The sequence below is a fragment of the Kitasatospora sp. NPDC023176 genome, from assembly GCF_055560495.1.
In genome coordinates, this window is sequence record NZ_JBVHIP010000023.1 from 137,096 (window position 1) to 154,033 (window position 16,938).

Annotated in this window: 13 protein-coding genes; 5 read left to right on the forward strand and 8 right to left on the reverse strand. The window is 73.1% G+C overall.

Annotated features, from left to right (window positions below):
• Positions 1-30: 30 nt before the first annotated feature.
• Complete coding sequence (locus ACZ3YL_RS27715; RefSeq protein WP_188309448.1) at positions 31-1,092, forward strand: ATP-dependent DNA ligase; 1,062 nt, start codon at positions 31-33, stop codon at positions 1,090-1,092.
• Positions 1,093-1,143: 51 nt separating this feature from the next.
• On the opposite strand, the gene ACZ3YL_RS27720 is transcribed toward ACZ3YL_RS27715, so the two are convergent.
• Positions 1,144-2,547, reverse strand: coding sequence for a serine hydrolase domain-containing protein (locus ACZ3YL_RS27720; RefSeq protein WP_465660227.1), 1,404 nt, complete (start codon positions 2,545-2,547; stop codon positions 1,144-1,146).
• 500 nt (positions 2,548-3,047) lie between these two features.
• Here ACZ3YL_RS27720 and tdh point away from each other — a divergent pair, with 500 nt between their 5' ends.
• The 3 genes from tdh to ACZ3YL_RS27735 all read left to right on the forward strand — a co-directional run bounded on the left by tdh (position 3,048) and on the right by ACZ3YL_RS27735 (position 7,273).
• The gene (gene tdh, locus ACZ3YL_RS27725) at positions 3,048-4,076 is read left to right on the forward strand and encodes an L-threonine 3-dehydrogenase (RefSeq protein ID WP_188309446.1); all 1,029 of its coding nucleotides are present in this window, start codon (positions 3,048-3,050) and stop codon (positions 4,074-4,076) included.
• Positions 4,077-4,121: 45 nt separating this feature from the next.
• Positions 4,122-5,315: a glycine C-acetyltransferase gene (locus ACZ3YL_RS27730; RefSeq protein WP_188309445.1), complete on the forward strand. Its 1,194-nt coding sequence runs from the start codon at positions 4,122-4,124 to the stop codon at positions 5,313-5,315.
• 356 nt (positions 5,316-5,671) lie between these two features.
• Entirely contained in the window at positions 5,672-7,273 is a 1,602-nt protein-coding gene (locus tag ACZ3YL_RS27735; protein WP_465660236.1) for a CocE/NonD family hydrolase, read from the forward strand.
• 125 nt (positions 7,274-7,398) lie between these two features.
• Here the strand turns inward: ACZ3YL_RS27735 and ACZ3YL_RS27740 are convergent, their stop codons facing one another.
• Entirely contained in the window at positions 7,399-8,775 is a 1,377-nt protein-coding gene (locus ACZ3YL_RS27740) for a hypothetical protein (protein WP_465660228.1), read from the reverse strand.
• Positions 8,776-8,963: 188 nt separating this feature from the next.
• Here ACZ3YL_RS27740 and ACZ3YL_RS27745 point away from each other — a divergent pair, with 188 nt between their 5' ends.
• Positions 8,964-9,875: a LysR family transcriptional regulator gene (locus ACZ3YL_RS27745; RefSeq protein ID WP_465660229.1), complete on the forward strand. Its 912-nt coding sequence runs from the start codon at positions 8,964-8,966 to the stop codon at positions 9,873-9,875.
• A gap of 30 nt (positions 9,876-9,905) precedes the next feature.
• Here the strand turns inward: ACZ3YL_RS27745 and ACZ3YL_RS27750 are convergent, their stop codons facing one another.
• The 6 genes from ACZ3YL_RS27750 to ACZ3YL_RS27775 form a co-directional block, all read right to left on the reverse strand.
• A complete protein-coding gene (locus tag ACZ3YL_RS27750) occupies positions 9,906-10,670 on the reverse strand; it encodes a thioesterase II family protein (protein ID WP_465660230.1) in 765 nt (254 codons plus the stop codon).
• Between the two features lie 100 nt (positions 10,671-10,770).
• Positions 10,771-11,586: an ArsR/SmtB family transcription factor gene (locus ACZ3YL_RS27755; RefSeq protein ID WP_465660231.1), complete on the reverse strand. Its 816-nt coding sequence runs from the start codon at positions 11,584-11,586 to the stop codon at positions 10,771-10,773.
• Between the two features lie 41 nt (positions 11,587-11,627).
• Positions 11,628-12,806: a cytochrome P450 gene (locus ACZ3YL_RS27760; protein WP_465660232.1), complete on the reverse strand. Its 1,179-nt coding sequence runs from the start codon at positions 12,804-12,806 to the stop codon at positions 11,628-11,630.
• Between the two features lie 58 nt (positions 12,807-12,864).
• Positions 12,865-14,217, reverse strand: a complete 1,353-nt coding sequence (locus ACZ3YL_RS27765; RefSeq protein ID WP_465660233.1) for an MFS transporter — start codon at positions 14,215-14,217, stop codon at positions 12,865-12,867.
• Entirely contained in the window at positions 14,217-15,197 is a 981-nt protein-coding gene (locus ACZ3YL_RS27770) for a TauD/TfdA family dioxygenase (protein ID WP_465660234.1), read from the reverse strand. Before ACZ3YL_RS27770 ends, ACZ3YL_RS27765 begins: the two co-directional genes overlap by 1 nt.
• A 20-nt stretch (positions 15,198-15,217) precedes the next feature.
• Positions 15,218-16,938: condensation domain-containing protein (locus ACZ3YL_RS27775; RefSeq protein ID WP_465660235.1), on the reverse strand; the 1,721-nt coding region annotated here is incomplete at its 5' end.

The window sequence follows — 16,938 nt, forward strand, 5'->3', positions numbered from 1 at the left end:
CCCGGGGCGAACCGGGTGAGGATCGGTGCCATGGACCTGCCCGTGATGCCGCCGGTGGCGCCGATGCTCGCCAAGTCGGTGGCCGAGATCCCGCCGGGAATGCAGTACGAGGCCAAGTGGGACGGCTTTCGCAGCATCGTGTTCCGCGACGGCGCCGAGGTGGAGTTGGGGAGCCGCACCGGCAAGCCGCTGACCAGGTACTTCCCCGAACTGGTGGAGGCGCTGCGGCGGGAGTTGCCGCCGCGCTGCGTGCTGGACGGCGAGGTGGTGATCGCCCGGGACGGGCGGCTTCGCTTCGAGGAGTTGCTGGAGCGGATCCACCCGGCGGCGAGCCGGGTGAAGCTGCTCGCCGAGCGCACGCCCGCCTCCTTCGTGGCCTTCGACCTGCTCGCCCTCGGTGACGACTCGCTGGTCGACGAGCCGCTCTCGGTGCGCCGCCGGGCCCTGGAGGCGGCGCTCGCCGGGGCCGCCGACCCGGTGTTCACCGCCCCCGCCTCGACCGACCGCGAACTCGCGCGGACCTGGTTCGCCGAGTACGAGGGCGCCGGGCTGGACGGGGTGGTGGCCAAGCCGCTGGACCAGCCGTACCGGCCGGGCGAGCGGACCATGTACAAGATCAAGCACGAGCGCACCGCCGACTGCGTGGTGGCCGGCTACCGCGAGCACAAGAGCGGCCCAGTGGTCGGCTCGCTGCTGCTGGGCATCCACGACGCCGAGGGCAGGCTGCAGCACGTGGGCGTCTGTGCGGCCTTCCCGATGGCCCGCCGCCGCGAACTCGTCGAGGAACTGGCCCCGCTGAGGATGGACGATCTCTCCCAACACCCGTGGGGCGCCTGGGCGGAGGAGTCCGCGCACGCCGAGGGCCGGCTGCCGGGGGCGGTCAGCCGCTGGACCGGCGGCAAGGACCTGTCGTGGATCGCGCTGCGCCCCGAGCGGGTGGTGGAGGTGGCGTACGACCACATGGAGGGCACCCGGTTCCGGCACACCGCGCAGTTCCGCCGCTGGCGGCCGGACCGCACGCCGGAGAGCTGCGGTTACGGGCAGTTGGAGGAGCCGGTCTCGTACGACCTCGGCAAGGTGCTGGGGATCTGACCGTACGTCGAAGGCCCGGCCCGGTGCTCCGGGCCGGGCCTTCGGGGTGGTTCAGGAGATGTGCAGCGAGGGGGTGCCGCTGGGCGTGGCCGGCGAGCCGGAAGCCGAGGCCGACGCCGAGCCGGAAGCCGAGGCCGACGCCGAGCCCGGGGCCGACGGCGAGGCCGATCCGGGCGGGGTGGGCAGGGTGTAGACGTTGTTCGGCGAGACGATCTGGGTGATCGCCCGGGCCAGGAGCGTCGACGGCTCCGAACCCTGGTACGTGATGTCGGTGTTGAGCAGGATGACCAGGCTGGCCTGGGCGTCCGGCAGGTAGATCACCACGCTCTCGTACCCGGGCAGCGAGCCGTTGTGGCCGACCCAGCCGTGGGTGGTGAAGACCCCGAAGCCGTAGCCGAGGTCGGGGCTGCCGACGCTCTTGGTCTTCAGCCGTTCCGCCTGGGTGGCGGGGCTGAGCAGTGGCGCGCCGGTGGCCAGGACCTTCGACCAGGTCTGGAGGTCGGAGAGGGTGGAGATGGCGGCGCCGGCCGCCCAGCCCCAGGACGGGTTCCAGTCGGTGGCGTCCTCGACCGCGCCGGTGGCCGTCTGGTTGGTGTAGCCGTGGGCGTGCGGGTCGGGGAAGGTGGCGTCGGTCGGCAGGGTGGTCTTGGTGAGCCCGGCCGGGGTGAAGACCTGCTGGTTCAGGAAGTCGGGGAGCGGCTGCCCGCCGACCTTCTCGACGACCTGGCCGAGCAGGATCAGATTGGTGTTGGAGTACTCGAACTTGGCGTCCGGCGCGAAGTTCGCCGGGTGCTTGAACGAGTACGCGAGCAGCTGGTCCGGGGTGAAGACGCGGTCCGGGTTGCTGAAGAACGCCTGCTGGAAGTCCGGGTCGAGGGTGTAGTTGTACAGGCCGCTGCGCATGTCGCCGAGTTCGCGGATGGTGATCCCGTCGCCGCCGGGCACGTTCGGGATGTACTTGGAGATCGGGTCGTCCAGGCCCACCTTGCCCTGTTCGACCAGTTGCAGGATGCCGGTGGTCGTGAAGGTCTTGGTGACGCTGCCGATCCGCATGTACATGTCGGGAGACATCGGCGTCCCGGCGTTCTTGTCGGCGACGCCGAAGGTGCGCTGGTAGCTGCCGTCGGGGGTGGTGTAGCCGACGATCACCCCGGGGATGGAGGCCTGGCTCATCACCTGCTTGATCGCGACGTCCAGCCGGCTCTGCACGTCCGGGGTGAGCGGGACGACGCTCGCCGAGGCCGAGGTCACGCCGGAGGCGCCGCCGGACAGGGTCGCGGACGGGCTGAGCGCGGCCGGTTCGGCGGTGACCGCCGCGCCGCCGGCCGGCTGGGAGGAGGAGGACCCGCCGGAGCAGGCGGAGACCGCGAGCAGGCCGGTCAGGGCCAGGGCGGCGGCGGTCGCGCGTCCGGCGGTGCGGGAGGCGGCCGGGCGCGGCCGTCGGGTCTTGGTCATGTGTCGAGGCGCCTCTCTGGGGCGAAGGGCCCCGGAACTCGGGCGGGGGCCCCGGAACCGGGGCGGACGGCCCCGGAGTGCCTGCTCCACGGGGCCGCGGGGGAACCCGGCCACCGTAAGCACCGCCCTCGAACACCCGCGCGCCGGTGGCGGCCGGGCTGGCCCGAACGGGCCCAAGCCCCACCCGAGTGGCCCGTTCCCGCTGGCGGCGCGGTGTCAAGTACCCGGACGGCACGGCCGGTTGGTGTCGCGGCCGACGGCCCGCGCTCGGCCGGACGGGTGAGCACCGGCATGCCGCAGCCGCCCCCGGGCCCAGCTCGGGCACGATCGTTTAGCCCAGCTGTGGTCGCCCTTAAGAATTCCTCGATGGACCGCACCCCCTCCCACCAGGCAGATTTCTGCCTGCCGGAGCGTGCCCGTCAGGAGCGGCCGAACCGCGCCCCCTCGGCCTGCCCGCACCCGAAGGCCGCCCCCGATCAGCACGTCAGGAGCCGTCGCCCGTGAAGGCACTCGTCAAGCAGAACGCCGAGCCCGGCCTCTGGATGATCGACGTCCCGAAGCCCGAGATCGGCCCCGGCGAGGTGCTGATCAAGGTGCTGCGCACCGGCATCTGCGGCACCGACCTGCACATCCGCAAGTGGGACGGCTGGGCGCAGCAGACCATCAAGACCCCGCTGGTGCTCGGTCACGAGTTCGTCGGCGAGGTCGCCGAGCTCGGCGCCGGCGTCGCGGACATCGCGATCGGCGACCTGGTCAGCGGCGAGGGCCACCTGGTCTGCGGCAAGTGCCGCAACTGCCTGGCCGGGCGCCGCCACCTGTGCCGCAACACCATCGGCCTGGGCGTCAACCGCGACGGCGCCTTCGCCGAGTACGTGGCCCTGCCCGCCTCCAACGTCTGGGTGCACCGGGTGCCGGTCGACCTCGACGTGGCCGCGATCTTCGACCCCTTCGGCAACGCCGTGCACACCGCGCTGTCCTTCCCGCTGGTCGGCGAGGACGTGCTGGTCACCGGCGCCGGCCCGATCGGCATCATGGCCGCCGCCGTCGCCAAGCACGCCGGCGCCCGCAGCGTGATGATCACCGACGTCTCCCCGTACCGCCTCGACCTGGCCCGCCGGGTCGGCGTGACGCTGGCGCTCAACGTCGCCGAGCAGACCATCGAGGAGGGCCAGCAGAAGTTGGGCCTGCGCGAGGGCTTCGACGTCGGCCTGGAGATGTCCGGCCGTCCCGAGGCGATGCAGTCGATGATCGCCAACATGACCCACGGCGGCAAGATCGCCATGCTGGGCCTGCCGGCCGAGGACTTCCCGGTGGACTGGGCCTCGATCGTCACCTCGATGATCACCATCAAGGGCATCTACGGCCGCGAGATGTTCGAGACCTGGTACGCGATGTCCGTGCTGCTGGAGGGCGGCCTGGACCTCAGCCCGGTGATCACCGGCCGCTACGCCGCCTCCGAGTTCGAGGCCGCCTTCGACGACGCCGCGAGCGGCAACTGCGGCAAGATCATCCTCGACTGGACCGCCTGAGCCACGCCGGTCCGACGATCCGCCGCTACGACTAGGAGTCTGCCCGTGTTCGACAACGTGCGCGCCGACATCGCCACCACCCTCGACGAGATCCGCGAGGCCGGCCTGTTCAAGCCGGAGCGGGTGATCGGCAGCCCGCAGAGCGCCGAGGTCACCGTCACCTCCGGCGGCCGCCCCGGCGGGGTGCTGAACTTCTGCGCCAACAACTACCTCGGCCTGGCCGACCACCCCGAGGTGCTCGCCGCGGCCAAGGACGCGCTGGACCGCTGGGGCTACGGGATGGCCTCGGTGCGTTTCATCTGCGGCACCCAGGACGTGCACAAGGAGCTCGAGGACCGCCTCTCGGCCTTCCTCGGCCAGGAGGACACCATCCTCTACTCCTCGTGCTTCGACGCCAACGGCGGCGTCTTCGAGACCCTGCTGGACGACCGCGACGCCGTCATCTCCGACGCGCTCAACCACGCCAGCATCATCGACGGCATCCGGCTCAGCAAGGCCCGCCGCCACCGCTACGCCAACCGCGACCTGGCCGACCTGGAGCAGCAGCTCAAGGAGACCCAGGACGCCCGCCGCCGCCTGATCGTCACCGACGGCGTCTTCTCGATGGACGGCTACGTCGCCCCGCTGCGGGAGATCTGCGACCTGGCCGACCGCTACGACGCCATGGTCATGGTCGACGACTCGCACGCGGTCGGCTTCGTCGGCGCCGGCGGCCGCGGCACCCCCGAACTGCACGGCGTGATGGACCGGGTGGACATCATCACCGGCACCCTGGGCAAGGCGCTCGGCGGCGCCTCCGGCGGCTACGTCGCGGCCCGCCGCGAGATCGTCGCCCTGCTGCGCCAGCGCTCCCGCCCGTACCTGTTCTCCAACTCGCTGGCCCCGGTGATCGCGGCCGCCTCGCTGAAGGTGCTCGACCTGGTCGAGCAGTCCAACGAGCTGCGCGAGCGGCTGGCGGCCAACACCGCGCTGTTCCGCTCGAAGATGACCGAGGCCGGGTTCGAGATCCTGCCGGGCGACCACCCGATCGCCCCGGTGATGATCGGCGACGCGGCGAAGGCGGGCCGGCTCGCCGAACTCCTGCTGGAGCGCGGCGTGTACGTGATCGGCTTCTCCTACCCGGTGGTCCCGCACGGCCAGGCCCGGATCCGGGTCCAGCTCTCCGCGGCGCACTCCACCGAGGACGTCGAGCGCGCCGTCGCGGCCTTCGTGGACGCGCGCGCCGAGCTGGAGGGCTGACCGCCCCGCAGGCCGGGCCCGGGCAGGGCCCGCACAGGCTGCCCGCGGGCCGGTCCGCTCGGAACCGGACCAGCTCGCGGGCTCACAACGTCCGTGCGGCGGGGGCGAATCGATTCGCCCCCGCCGCACGGTCACCAAGACCAACTGCCCCACCCTCCCGCTACGGGGGTGGGACGCCGGCCCGTACCGGTGTCCCACCCCCGTTCGCGGTTTCCGGGTCTCCGGGGTCTCCGGGGTGGGGGGTGGCCCGGTACGTTACCGGCCAGTAATTTGGCTGATCATCGCCTCCTCTGAGACATCGTCAGCTCGCTAGGCTCACCAAGATCACATCGGGTGGACTGAGGGAGCAGAGCGTGCTGGCACGACCCCATCGGACTGGCGGACACCGGACGGCGAGCGCCGTCCTCGCCCTGGCGCTCGGGCTCGGGGCGGGGGTCGCGGCGCAGCCCGCCGTCGCCGCACCCGCACCCGCCGGCGCGTCGGCCTCGGCGGCGGCCGCCGCCTCGGCGTTCGGCGGCTTCCGGCTGGCGGACATCACCGCCCGGGACGGGGTCGTCCTCAAGGCCGACGTGTTCACCCCGCCCGCCGGGACGCCGGGGGCGGACGCCCAGGGGCGCTATCCGGTGGTGGTGCAGCCGGCCAGCTGGGGGCAGAACGACCTGGAGTACGTCGCCCAGGGCCACAGGTTCGCCGCCGCCGGGTACGTCGTCGTCACCTACACCGTCCGCGGCTTCTGGGGTTCGGGCGGGGAGGTGGACGTCGCCGGGCCCAAGGACGTCGCCGACATCTCGACGGTGATCGACTGGGCGCTCGCCCACACCCCGGCGGACCCGGACCGGGTCGGCATGATCGGACTGTCGCTCGGCGGCGGCCTCACCCTCCTCGGTGCCGCGTTCGACCCGCGGATCAAGGCCGTCGCCTCGCTGAGCGGCTGGGCCGACCTCACCGACGCGCTGTACAGCGGCCAGACCCGGCACACCTCCGCCGCCACCCGGCTGGCCACCATCGAGGGCCTGACCGGCCGCAAGAGCCCGGAGTTCGCGACCGCGCTGGACGACCTGTTCGCCGACCACGACCTGCCCGAGGTGGTGAAGTGGGCGAACCTCCGCTCGCCGGCCACCTACCTGGACCGGATCAACGCCAACGGCGCCGCGGTCTACCTTGCCAACGGCTGGAGCGACAGCTTCTTCAACCCCGGCCAGATGACCGACTTCTACCAGCGGCTGACCGTCCCCAAGCGCCTCGAACTGCGGCCGGGCGACCACGCCAGCCAGGAGTTCACCGGCCTGCTCGGCTTCTCCAACGCCACCTGGGACAACGCCCGCGGCTGGCTGGACCGTTACCTCAAGGGCTCGCCCGGCGCGGACGACCGGCCGCCGGGCGTGGACCTGGAGGTCCGCCCGGGCGGCGCCCACGAGGCGTATCCGGACTGGCGCTCCGTCAACTCCCGTACGGAGCGGCTGAGCTTCGGCGACACCGCCACCGTCCGCGGCGACCAGCCCTCCGGCGCGAGCGGCGGTGTCGTGCTGCTCTCCGGCCTGGTCGACCAGTGGCTGCACCAGCCGCCGACCGTCCTGGTGCCCCTGCTGGACCGGGGCGCCGCCGCCGTCCGGCAGTCGGAGCCCTACCGGCAGGGCCTCTCCGTGCGCGGGGCCGCCCGGGTGCGGACCACCGTGACCAGCTCCGCGCCGCAGGGCACCGCCGTCGCGTACCTCTACGACGTGGACGCGCTCGGCGTCGGCCGGCTGATCGCCCACGCCCCGCAGAGCTGGAGCGGCCGGCCGGCCGGGCAGCCCTTCCCGCTGGACGTCACGCTGTTTCCCACCGCGTACGACCTCCCGGCCGGCCACCGGCTGGCGCTGGTGCTCGGCACCCACGACGACCTCTACGGCGGCGAGACGCCGAAGGGCAGCACGGTGACCTTCGGGCCGGCGGAGGTCTCGCTGCCGGTGCGCTGAGGTCCCGCCCCTCCTCCCCGGTCGGCGGGCGCGCGGGGAGGAGGGGACGGAGCGAGCCCCGGGTCAACAGCTGAGATGGATTCGGTCGGAAACTACGTCAACTGTTGTAAGTGGCCCGGGGTCGGTCAGAGCCGGCGCAGGAACACGTCCAGGAAGCTGTTGGTGTCGCCCGGGACGAGATTGGCGTCCTCGGCCGTGAAGACGACGGTGTCCCCGGTGGCGTCGACGTACGGGCTGTCGGAGCCGCCGGTGCTCTGCCCGCCGTCCCGGGTGGCGGTCACCCGCTCGATCCGGCCGGTCCGGAGGTCCCGGCGGAACACGTCGTTCTGCCCGTTGGTGTCGCCGGGCACCAGGTCGTCGGCGCTGGAGTCGAAGTAGACCCATTGGCCGTCGTCGGTCATGGCCGGGTCGTAGGCGCCCTCGGTGGTCGTGGTGCCGGGCAGGGCGGTGTTGACCAGGGTGGTCCGGCCGGTGGCCAGCTCACGGACGTAGAGGTCCATCCGGATGCCGTGGGTGCCGGGCCGGCCCGCGCCGTAGACCGGCAGGCCGTAGAGGGCGAAGCGGCCGTCGGGGCTGATCCGGGCGTCGTTGCCGCTGCCGGTCAGCGCGCCGGTGGCGTCCAGACTGGCGCCGGTGATCTTTCCGGAGTCGGCCTTCCAGACGAAGTAGGGGTAGAACCGGGGCCCGGCCAGAGCGGCCGCGGCCTCCGGTGTCGTGGAGGGTGCGGAAGGGGCGGCCGGGACGAGGTTGCCCGCCCGGGAGAGGAAGCCGACGGTGGCGCCGTCCGCGCTGATGGTCGGGCGGAAGGAGTTGTTGTCGGCCGGCTCGCCGTCGACGCCGGTGGTGACCAGCTTGGTGGTGTGGGTCCAGCGGTCGGTGACGAAGACGTTCTGCTTGCCGGGGTGCCCGCCGGGGGCCAGGTCGGTGCGGTCGGAGGCGAAGGCGACGTAGCGGCCGTCCCGGCTCAGGGACGGGTTGACGGCGCCGCGGACGGTCTCGTCGTCGGTCGTGGTGAGGCTGCCGGTGGAGACCAGTTCGGTGCGGCCGGTCCAGCGGTCGCGGACGTAGACGTCGCTCCGGTGCTTCGCCTGGCCGGGCAGCACGTTGGTGGCGGCGGTGCTGAACGCGACGTAGCGGCCGTCGCCGCTGATCGAGGCGTCCGTGGTGGCGGCGTTCAGCCGGGCGCCGTCAGCGGCGACGCTCGCCCGCTCGACGTGCCCGTTGCGCAGGTCCCGGACGTAGACGTCGCTGCCGTTCGGAGCGCCGTCCGGCAGCAGGTCGGTCGCGGTCGAGGAGAACAGCGCGGCCCGGCCGTCGGCGCTCAGCCCGAGCGCGTACGAGTGGCCGTCGAGCTGCTCGCCCTTGCTGCCCTCGCTGACCCGGGCGGTGTCGCCCTTGGGCGGCCGGGCCTCGGCGGCCGGCATCACGGCGCCGGCCGCGGCGGCGGCCAGCAGCACAACGGCGGTACGGGCCGGCCGGCGGCGGGAACGGGCGGTGGTCATGGATCATCCTCCCCTGATGACGGTGCCGGGCCCGCGGATCCCCGCGGCCCGGCTCGGCCACGAGCCAAGCGCCGACCGAGCGGGACGGTCAACGGCGCCCGGCGATCTCGTCCCGAAATACGCCACCGGTGGTACTGCCCCGAAACCGCCCCCGACGGGCCGCACCGCGACGCTGGCAGAATGGGCCTGTGATCGACGCACGACGGCTGCGGACCCTCCGGGCCGTGGCGGACCACCGCACCGTGACCGCCGCGGCGGCCGCCCTCTACCTGACCCCCTCCGCGGTCTCCCAGCAGCTGGCCGCCCTGGAGCAGGAGACCGGCCACCACCTGCTGGCCCGGGAGGGCCGGGGCGTGCGGCTGACCGCCGCCGGGGAGATCCTGCTCGGCCACGCCGACGCGGTGCTCGCCCAGCTGGAGCGCGCCGAGGCCGACCTCGCCGCCTACAGCGCGGGCGTCGCGGGCGAGGTCACCGTGGCCTCCTTCGCCACCGGCATCTCGCACGTGCTCGCCCCGGCGATCGGCCTGCTCGCCCTGCGCGCGCCAGGGGTGCGGCTCAAGGTGCTGGACGCCGAGGGCGACGCCAGCCTGCCGATGGTGCTGGACGGCCGGGCCGACCTCGCGGTGGCCGTCGAGTACCGGGGCGCCCCGCAGGGCGACGACGCCCGGCTGACCAGGGTCCCGCTGTACGCCGAGCCGTTCGAGGCGGTGCTGCCGCTCGCCCATTCGCTGGCCGCCGAGTCCGGGCCGCTCGCGGTGGCCGCGCTGGCGGACGAGCCCTGGATCGGTCCCTACCCGGGCAACCCCTGCCACGACGTGGTCCTGCTGGCCTGCGAGCACGCGGGCTTCCAGCCGCGCCTGCTGCACTCCTCGGACGACTTCCGGGCCGTCGTGGCGCTGGCCTCGGCCGGCGCGGGCGTCGCGCTGGTGCCGCGGTCGGCGCTGCGCGGGGTGGACCTGGCCCGGGTGGCGGTCCGTCCGGTCGACAGCGAGCTCGCCACCCGCCGGGTCTTCGCCGCCGTCCGGGCCGGCGCCGACGGGCATCCGCTGATCCGCCCGGTGCTGGACTCCCTCGCCGAGGCGGCCGCCTCGGGCGCCTGACGGAATTCTGATCCCCAGAATGCGCCGAATCTATTCCGGGAGCAGGGAATTCCCGGTCCAGGCTTTTCCGGCGGTACTCGGGTAAACCGCCGCAGTGATCCGGGCGACTTCGGCGGCGGCCGGTACGAGATAGAAATGGTCGCCCGCCAGGACGTGCAGCGAGAATGCTCCGGTGGTGGTCGCCGCCCAGGCCCGGGCCTGTTCCGCCGTGACCTGGGGGTCCCGGTCGCCGGTCAGGGCGAGCACGTCGGCGCGCAGCGGGGGCGCCTCGGGGGAGCGCCGGTACCGGTCGATCAGGCGGTAGTCGTTGCGGATGATCGGCAGGACCAGTTCGCGCAGGTCGGGGTCGTCGAGGACGGCGGCCTGGGTGCCGCCGAGCTGCTGGACGGCCCGGACCAGCCGCTCGTCGGAGTAGTCGTCGGCGCGGGCGGCGGTGTCCGGGGCGCGGCCCGACACGCACAGCCGGGTGACCGGGGTGTCCCCGGCCGCCTCCAGCCGGAGCAGGGTCTCGTAGGCCACGGCCGCGCCCATGCTGTGCCCGAACAGGACGGTGGGCAGCGGCGGCAGCGGGCGCAGCTGCTCGGCCACCGCCCCGGCCAGGGTGGCCAGTTCCGGGACCAGCGGCTCGCGGAAACGATTCTCCCGGCCCGGGTACTGGACGGCCAGCAGCTCGACCGAGGGGTCCAGGTGGCCGGACCAGGAGCGGAAGAAGCTCGCGCCGCCGCCCGCGTGCGGGAAGCAGACCAGGCGCAGCGTGGGGTGTGCGGGGGAGGAGTGACGGGTCAGGTACGACATGCCTGCTCGATTCATCGGCTCGTCGGTCGGTCGGCTCATCGGCGTGTCCGCGTGCCGGCCCGCAGCCGGCGGCCGGCTGGACGGCCGGCTCGGCAGCTCGTCAGCCGAGGAGGGTCTCGCCCAGGGGGGTCAGGGCGTGGACGGTGGAGTTGTGGCGCCGCTCGGTGGTCACGAACCCGGCGCGGCGCAGCACGGTGATGTGCTTGCTGGCGGAGGGGGTGGAGATGTGCAGCCGGTCCGCGACCTGCCCGGTGGACTGCGACTCCCGCAGGGTGCCCAGGACGTCCGCCCGGGTGCGTCCGAGCAGGTCCTGGAGGGCCGCCTGGGCGCTCTGCCCGGTCCAGAGCGCGGCGGCGTCCTCGACCGACGGGACGACGTTGTAGACGAGGATCGGCAGGCCGTGCCACCCCATCTCCCGGTCGATCAGGAACGGGCGGGGCGCGAACAGCGAGGGCACCAGCGTCAGGCCCTGGCCGACCAGGGCGATCTCGCGGGAGGGCTGGACGTTGTCGATGCGCAGTACCGGCGAGCGCCAGACGATGGACGGGTGCCGGTTGTTGAGCACGTGCTCCATGCCGGCCGTCACCACCTCGCGGCCGCAGGCGTCGCGCTCGGCCCGCAGGAACTGGTGGATCCGGCCCCAGAACGGCTCGACCGCCTCGGTGGGGAACGGATCCCCCTCCGGCGGCCGGCCGGAGGTCAGCGCCTCCAGCAGGGTGCCGCGCGATCCGTCCGGGCCCGGGGCGAGCGGGGATCTGCGGGAGCGGCCGCGGACCGTCCGGCGCCACTCGGAGAACACGTCCCGTCTCTGCTCGGTCAGCCGGTTCCAGGCCAGGTGCGCCTCGAAGGCCAGGCCGAGGGTGTCGATGACGCGAATGCGGGATAAATCGTCGACACTGAGCCGCAGCTCCAGCATATGAATTCCCCCGTTTGATTCATGACAGTCAAAAGCGCAGGTCAGCGATAGCTGATCGCGACCGGCAGGCTACTGTATCCCTGGACCAGATTGGATCGCATCCAATTCACATTTCCCGCCGATTCCACCGACCGCACCTCGGTGACCAGCCGACTCAGCAGTTCCCGCAGCTCGACCCGGGCCAGCGCGGCACCCAGGCAGTGGTGCGGGCCGTTGCCGAAGCCCAGGTGGCGGTTGGGCGCGCGGTCCGCGAGGAACCGGTCCGGGTCGGCGAACAGCCGCTCGTCCCGGTTGGCCGCGGCCAGCCAGGCCACCACCGCCTCGCCCTTGCGGATCCGCTGCCCGCCGACCTCCCAGTCCTCGGTGGCCACCCGCAGCACATGCGCGGCCGGGGAGGTCCAGCGGACCAGCTCCTCCACGGCGCGGTCGATCAGCCCCGGGTCCTCGGCCAGCACGCCCAGTACCTCCGGGAACGCCTGGAGGACGTGGAAGGCACCGGTGACCGAGTGCCGGGTGGTCTCGTTGCCGCCGATCAGCACGTTGTCGCAGTTCACCAGGACGTCCTCGGTGCTCAGCCGGTCGTCTGCGAGCAGCGCGCTGACCAGGTCCGAACCGGGCCTGCGCCGGCGCTGCTCGATCAGCTCGTCGAAGTAGAACAGGATCTCGGTATGTGCCTGGGCGGGCGTCATCTTGCTGAACGCGCTCTCCGCGCCGCCGAAGGCATGGTTGGTCAGCTCGATCAGCTGCTCGCGTTCGGCCAGCGGCACGCCGATGATCTCGCAGACGATCGCCGCGGGAAGCCGCGGACCGATGTCCAGGGCCACGTCGGTGGAGCCGCCCGACCGGAGGCGGTCGACGATCTCCTGCACCTCCCGGCGCAGCACCGATTCGAGCTCGGGCGCGCGCAGCCGGGACAGGAAGGGACCGATCGCGCGCTTGAGGAGCGCGTGCCACTCGCCCTCGCTGGCCACCAGCATCCGCCCGCCGGAGCTGTCGGTGTGGTCGGCGTCGAAGCCGATCATCATGCCGTACTCGGAGGTGAGCGGGGCTTTGGGGGAGAGGACGGCGGAGACGTCCTGGTGGGAGAAGACCGACCAGAACCCGCCGGGGGAGGCGCCCGGTTCGCTCCAGACCACGGCGTTCGCCGCGGCGTAGTCCTGCCACATCGCGAACCTGGTGTCCGTGGTGTAGAGGTCGGGGTCGCCCAGATCAATGGTCATGCCGCTCTGTCCTCGTCTGTCGGGGGATTCCGGGGATGGGGTCGGGGAACGGGGGGTCTCACACCGGGAGTTCGGCGGGCTCCGGCTCCGACTGCGGGGCCGTCGCCGGTTCCGGCGCGTGCCGCAGGGCGGGGCTGAGCACGGCGCCCAGCGCGAGGACGCCCAGCGCGGCGGCGCAGCCCAGCAGTCCGGCCGTCCGCCCGGCGTGGTCGAGCAGCAGACCGCCGGCCAGCGGGGCGACGGCGCCGCCCGCGCCGCTGCAGATCGCCGCCACGCTGATCACCCGGCCGCGGTGGCTGTCCGGGGTCAACCGCAGCTGGGCGGTGGTGAAGTAGGCGTTCGAGGTGGGGGCGGCGAAGGCGATCAGGCCGAGCAGGACCCCCGGGGTGTACGTGCCGGGGAGCGCCGCGATGCCCACGGTGAACAGCACGGACAGCCACAGCACGGTGAAGATCGGCCGGGCGCCGGTCAGCACCCGCTGGAGCAGCGGGGCGGCCAGCGCCCCCAGCAGGCCGCCGACCCCGAGCAGGGCGGCCAGCACGCCGATCGGCCCGGTGCCCACCCCGCCGGTCCGGGCGGAGGCGATCACCACGAAGTAGACCAGGCCGAAGAAGAAGTTCACCGCGGTGGCGCACAGCAGCCCGAGCCGCAGGAACGGGTGTCGGGCGATCCAGCGCACACCCTCCAGCAACTCCCGCCTGCCGCGCGGTGGTTCGGCGCTCCCCGGGGTGGGCGGCGGGGGCTTGAGGAACAGCAGCAGCACCAGCCCGCCGAGGTGGGCCAGGAACCCGACGGCGAACGGCAGGGCCTGTTTCGCCGCGAGCAGGAAGCCGCCGGCCGAGGTCCCGGCGAGCTGGCCCGCGTAGGTGCGGGCCGAGTTCATCGCGACGGCGTTGGACAGCCGCTCCTCCGGCACCAGCCCCGGGATCATCGCCTCGCCCGCCGCCAGCACTACCGCCGTGGCCGCGCCGTTGACCAGGGCGAGCAACACCAGCGGCGCCGGCGACACCGGGCCGGCCCAGAACAGCAGGACCAGCCCGCCGTACACCGCCGCCATCGCGCCCTCGCACCACAGCATGACCCGCCGCCGGTCGTACCGGTCGGCGACGACCCCGGCGGGCAGGCCCGCCAGGAGCATCGCCGCCGCGTCGACGAAGCCGATCACGCCGGCCTGGGACGGCGAACCGGTGAGGGCCAGGACGAGGAGCGGGAGCACGATCAGTGAGGTGCTGTAGGCGAACTCGCTGAACGCCTGGCTCGCCCACAGCAGGGTGAAGCCGCGTCCCGCCCCTCGGCTGCCGGTCGCGCCCGTGGTCGCGCCCGTGGTCGCGCCCGTGGCCGTGCCCGTGGTCGTGACTGCGGTCGTGCGCGCGGTCGTGCCTTCGGGAGCGCCTTCGGACGTGCCGGCCATCAGGCGAGCAGCCGGGAGCGGGACTTGGTGTGCACATAGGTGCGCCGCAGGTCCCGGACGACGCTGGTGCGCTTGAGCCAGCGGTCCGTGCCGTCGTAGCGCGGGGTGAAGGTGTCCCGGCCGTGCACCGTCAGGTAGTTGTCGATGAAGACGGCCTCGCCCGGGATCAGCACCACCCGGTCGGCGGCCTGGGCCAGCAGGCCGGCCGCGGCCTCCAGCGACCGCCGGGCCTCGGCGTCCTCCGGCACCGAGTCGGTGAAGTCGGCGTCGATCCGGAGGTAGGGCGAGTCGGCGGGACCGAAGAGCACGGACGCCACCTCGTGCGGGCGTTCCTCCAGTGCGGACGGGTGCTCGGCGGTGTGGGTGGGCACCACGTGGTGGGAGTCGTCCGGGAAGAAGCGGAAGCGGTCCTCCCGCAGGACGGTGCGCAGCGGTTCGGCGAAGTCCACCGCCTCGAGCGTGGACACCGTGGTGCCGACCCCGTCCGGGTTGCGCAGGCACATCAGGGCCACGTAGTCGCCGCGGCAGGCGTGGAAGACGTCCTCGGTGTGCAGCGTCAGCTGCTGCTCGCTGCTGGCGCTGGTCAGCGAGTTCTCCTGGCCCTTGGCCGGGCAGACGTCGTGGACCAGGCGGCCGCCCTGCTGGTGGGTCCAGGCGAACGGGTCGCCCAGCACGGAGGCGATCAGCAGCAGCACCAGCTCCTCGCGGACGGCCGCCCCCTCCTTCTGGGCGATCTGCCAACTCGCGGGCGTGGGCACCAACGCGTCGTCCAGCGGCAGGTTGGCGACCCGGATCAGCGCCTCCTCGGCGCCGCGCGAGGTGACCAGGAACTGCCGGACGCCGACGGGCAGCCGCTCCGCCTCGATCCGGATGGCGTCGGCCTGCTCCAGCGGCGCCCAGACCGGGTGCCGGTCGAGGTAGCCGTCGGCGAGCGCGGCCACCTGCTTCTTCTCGTCCTCGTTCAGTACGTAGCGAGCCACAGCGGGAACCTTTCGGTCGGTCAGGCGCCGGTGGCGGCGACGATCTGGCGCAGGGCGGCCAGGTAGTCGTCCGCGAGGCGGCGTACGGTGACGGGCGAATGGGTGGTGGGGGAGTGCATCCAGTCGACCCGCAGCCGGCCGTCGCTGACGGCGGCCACGACGTCGATCCGGTGCGGGCGGGGCTGCTCAGGAGCCTGGTCGGCGCCCAGGGCCCCGAACTGCTCCCGGACCAGGCCGGTCGCGTCCGTGGCGCCGTCCCACTGCCCGAGGTAGTTGAAGCTGATCCGGGGGTGCGCGGCGGCTGCGAGCGCGGTGTGCGCCGGGCTGCCCGGCTCGGACAGGTAGCGCAGGGCGCCGTAGCCGATGCCGCGTCCGGGCAGTTTGCGCAGGTGGCGCTTGACCGCCTTCAGAGCGGGCGCCCAGTCGCCGGCCGGCACGTCGAGGGTGACCGGGTAGAGCGAGGTGAACCAGCCGATGGTGCGGGTGAGGTCCACGTCCTCAAAGAGCTCCTCGCGGCCGTGCCCCTCCAGGGCGATCGTGACCGGCGCGCCGGCCCAGGCCTGGAGGGTGCGGCCGAGGGCCGCCAGCAGCACGTCGTTGATCTGGGTGCGGTGCACGGCGGGCACCCGCTGGAGCAGCGCCTGGGTCTCGGCGCGGTCCAACTGGACGGACTCGACGACGAGTTCGCCGTAGGTGTCGGAGTGCGGGGTGGGGCCGGTGCCGTCCTGGGGCAGCTCGACTGCCGCCGCCTGCCGCCAGTAGTCGAGTTCCTGGCCGAATCCGCCGGCGCGGACGTGCTCGGTGAGGCGCTCCGCCCAGCGGCGGTAGCTGGTGGTGCGGGGGCCGAGGTCCACCGGGCCGCCGGATCCGGTGAGTTGGGTGTAGGCGGTGGCCAGGTCCTCCAGCAGGATCCGCCAGGAGACCCCGTCCATCACAGCGTGGTGCACCGCCAGGAACAGCCGCGGCGCGGCGCCGTCCGGGAGCCGGAGGAAGACGCCCCGCAGCAGGTCGCCGTGGTGCAGGTCCAGGGACTGCTGAGCCTCGGCGGCGGCCAGGTGCAGTGCCGCCGACACGTCCGCGGCCCCGGTGAGGTCGCGTACGGCCAGCAGGTCGGTGGGCCGCTCGCCGTACTCCTGGGTCCAGTCGCCGGTGGCGGTGCGAGTGAAGCGCAGGCGCAGCGCGTCGTGCTGGTCCACCACGGCGAGCAGGGCCGCTTCCAGGAGCGCCGGGTCGGTGTCGGGGGCCAGGCCGACGTGGACCGACATGGCGTAGTGGTCGGGGTCGACGGTGTGCTCGGCGAAGAACCAGCGCTGGATCGGGGTGAGTTCGACCGCTCCGGTCCCCTCGGCCCGGTCCGCCGCCGGGCCGGCGGGGTCGGACTGCTCGAACTGTTCGATGGCGGTGGCCAGTTCGGCGACGGTCTGGTGGACGAACATCAGCTTGGAGGTGAGGCGCAGGCCCTTCTGCCGGGCGCGGGAGATGACCTGGATGGTGAGGATGGAGTCGCCGCCGAGTTCGAAGAAGTTGTCGTGGATGCCGATGTGTTCGGTGCCGAGGACTTCGGTCCAGATGGTGGTGAGTTGTTGTTCGGTGTGGTTGCGGGGGGCGGTGTGGGGGGTCTGGGTGTGGGTGGTGTGGTGTTCGGGGTTGGGGAGGGCGCGGCGGTCGATCTTGCCGCTGGGGGTGAGGGGGAGGGTGTCGAGGGGCACGAACAGGGCGGGGATCATGTAGTCGGGGAGGG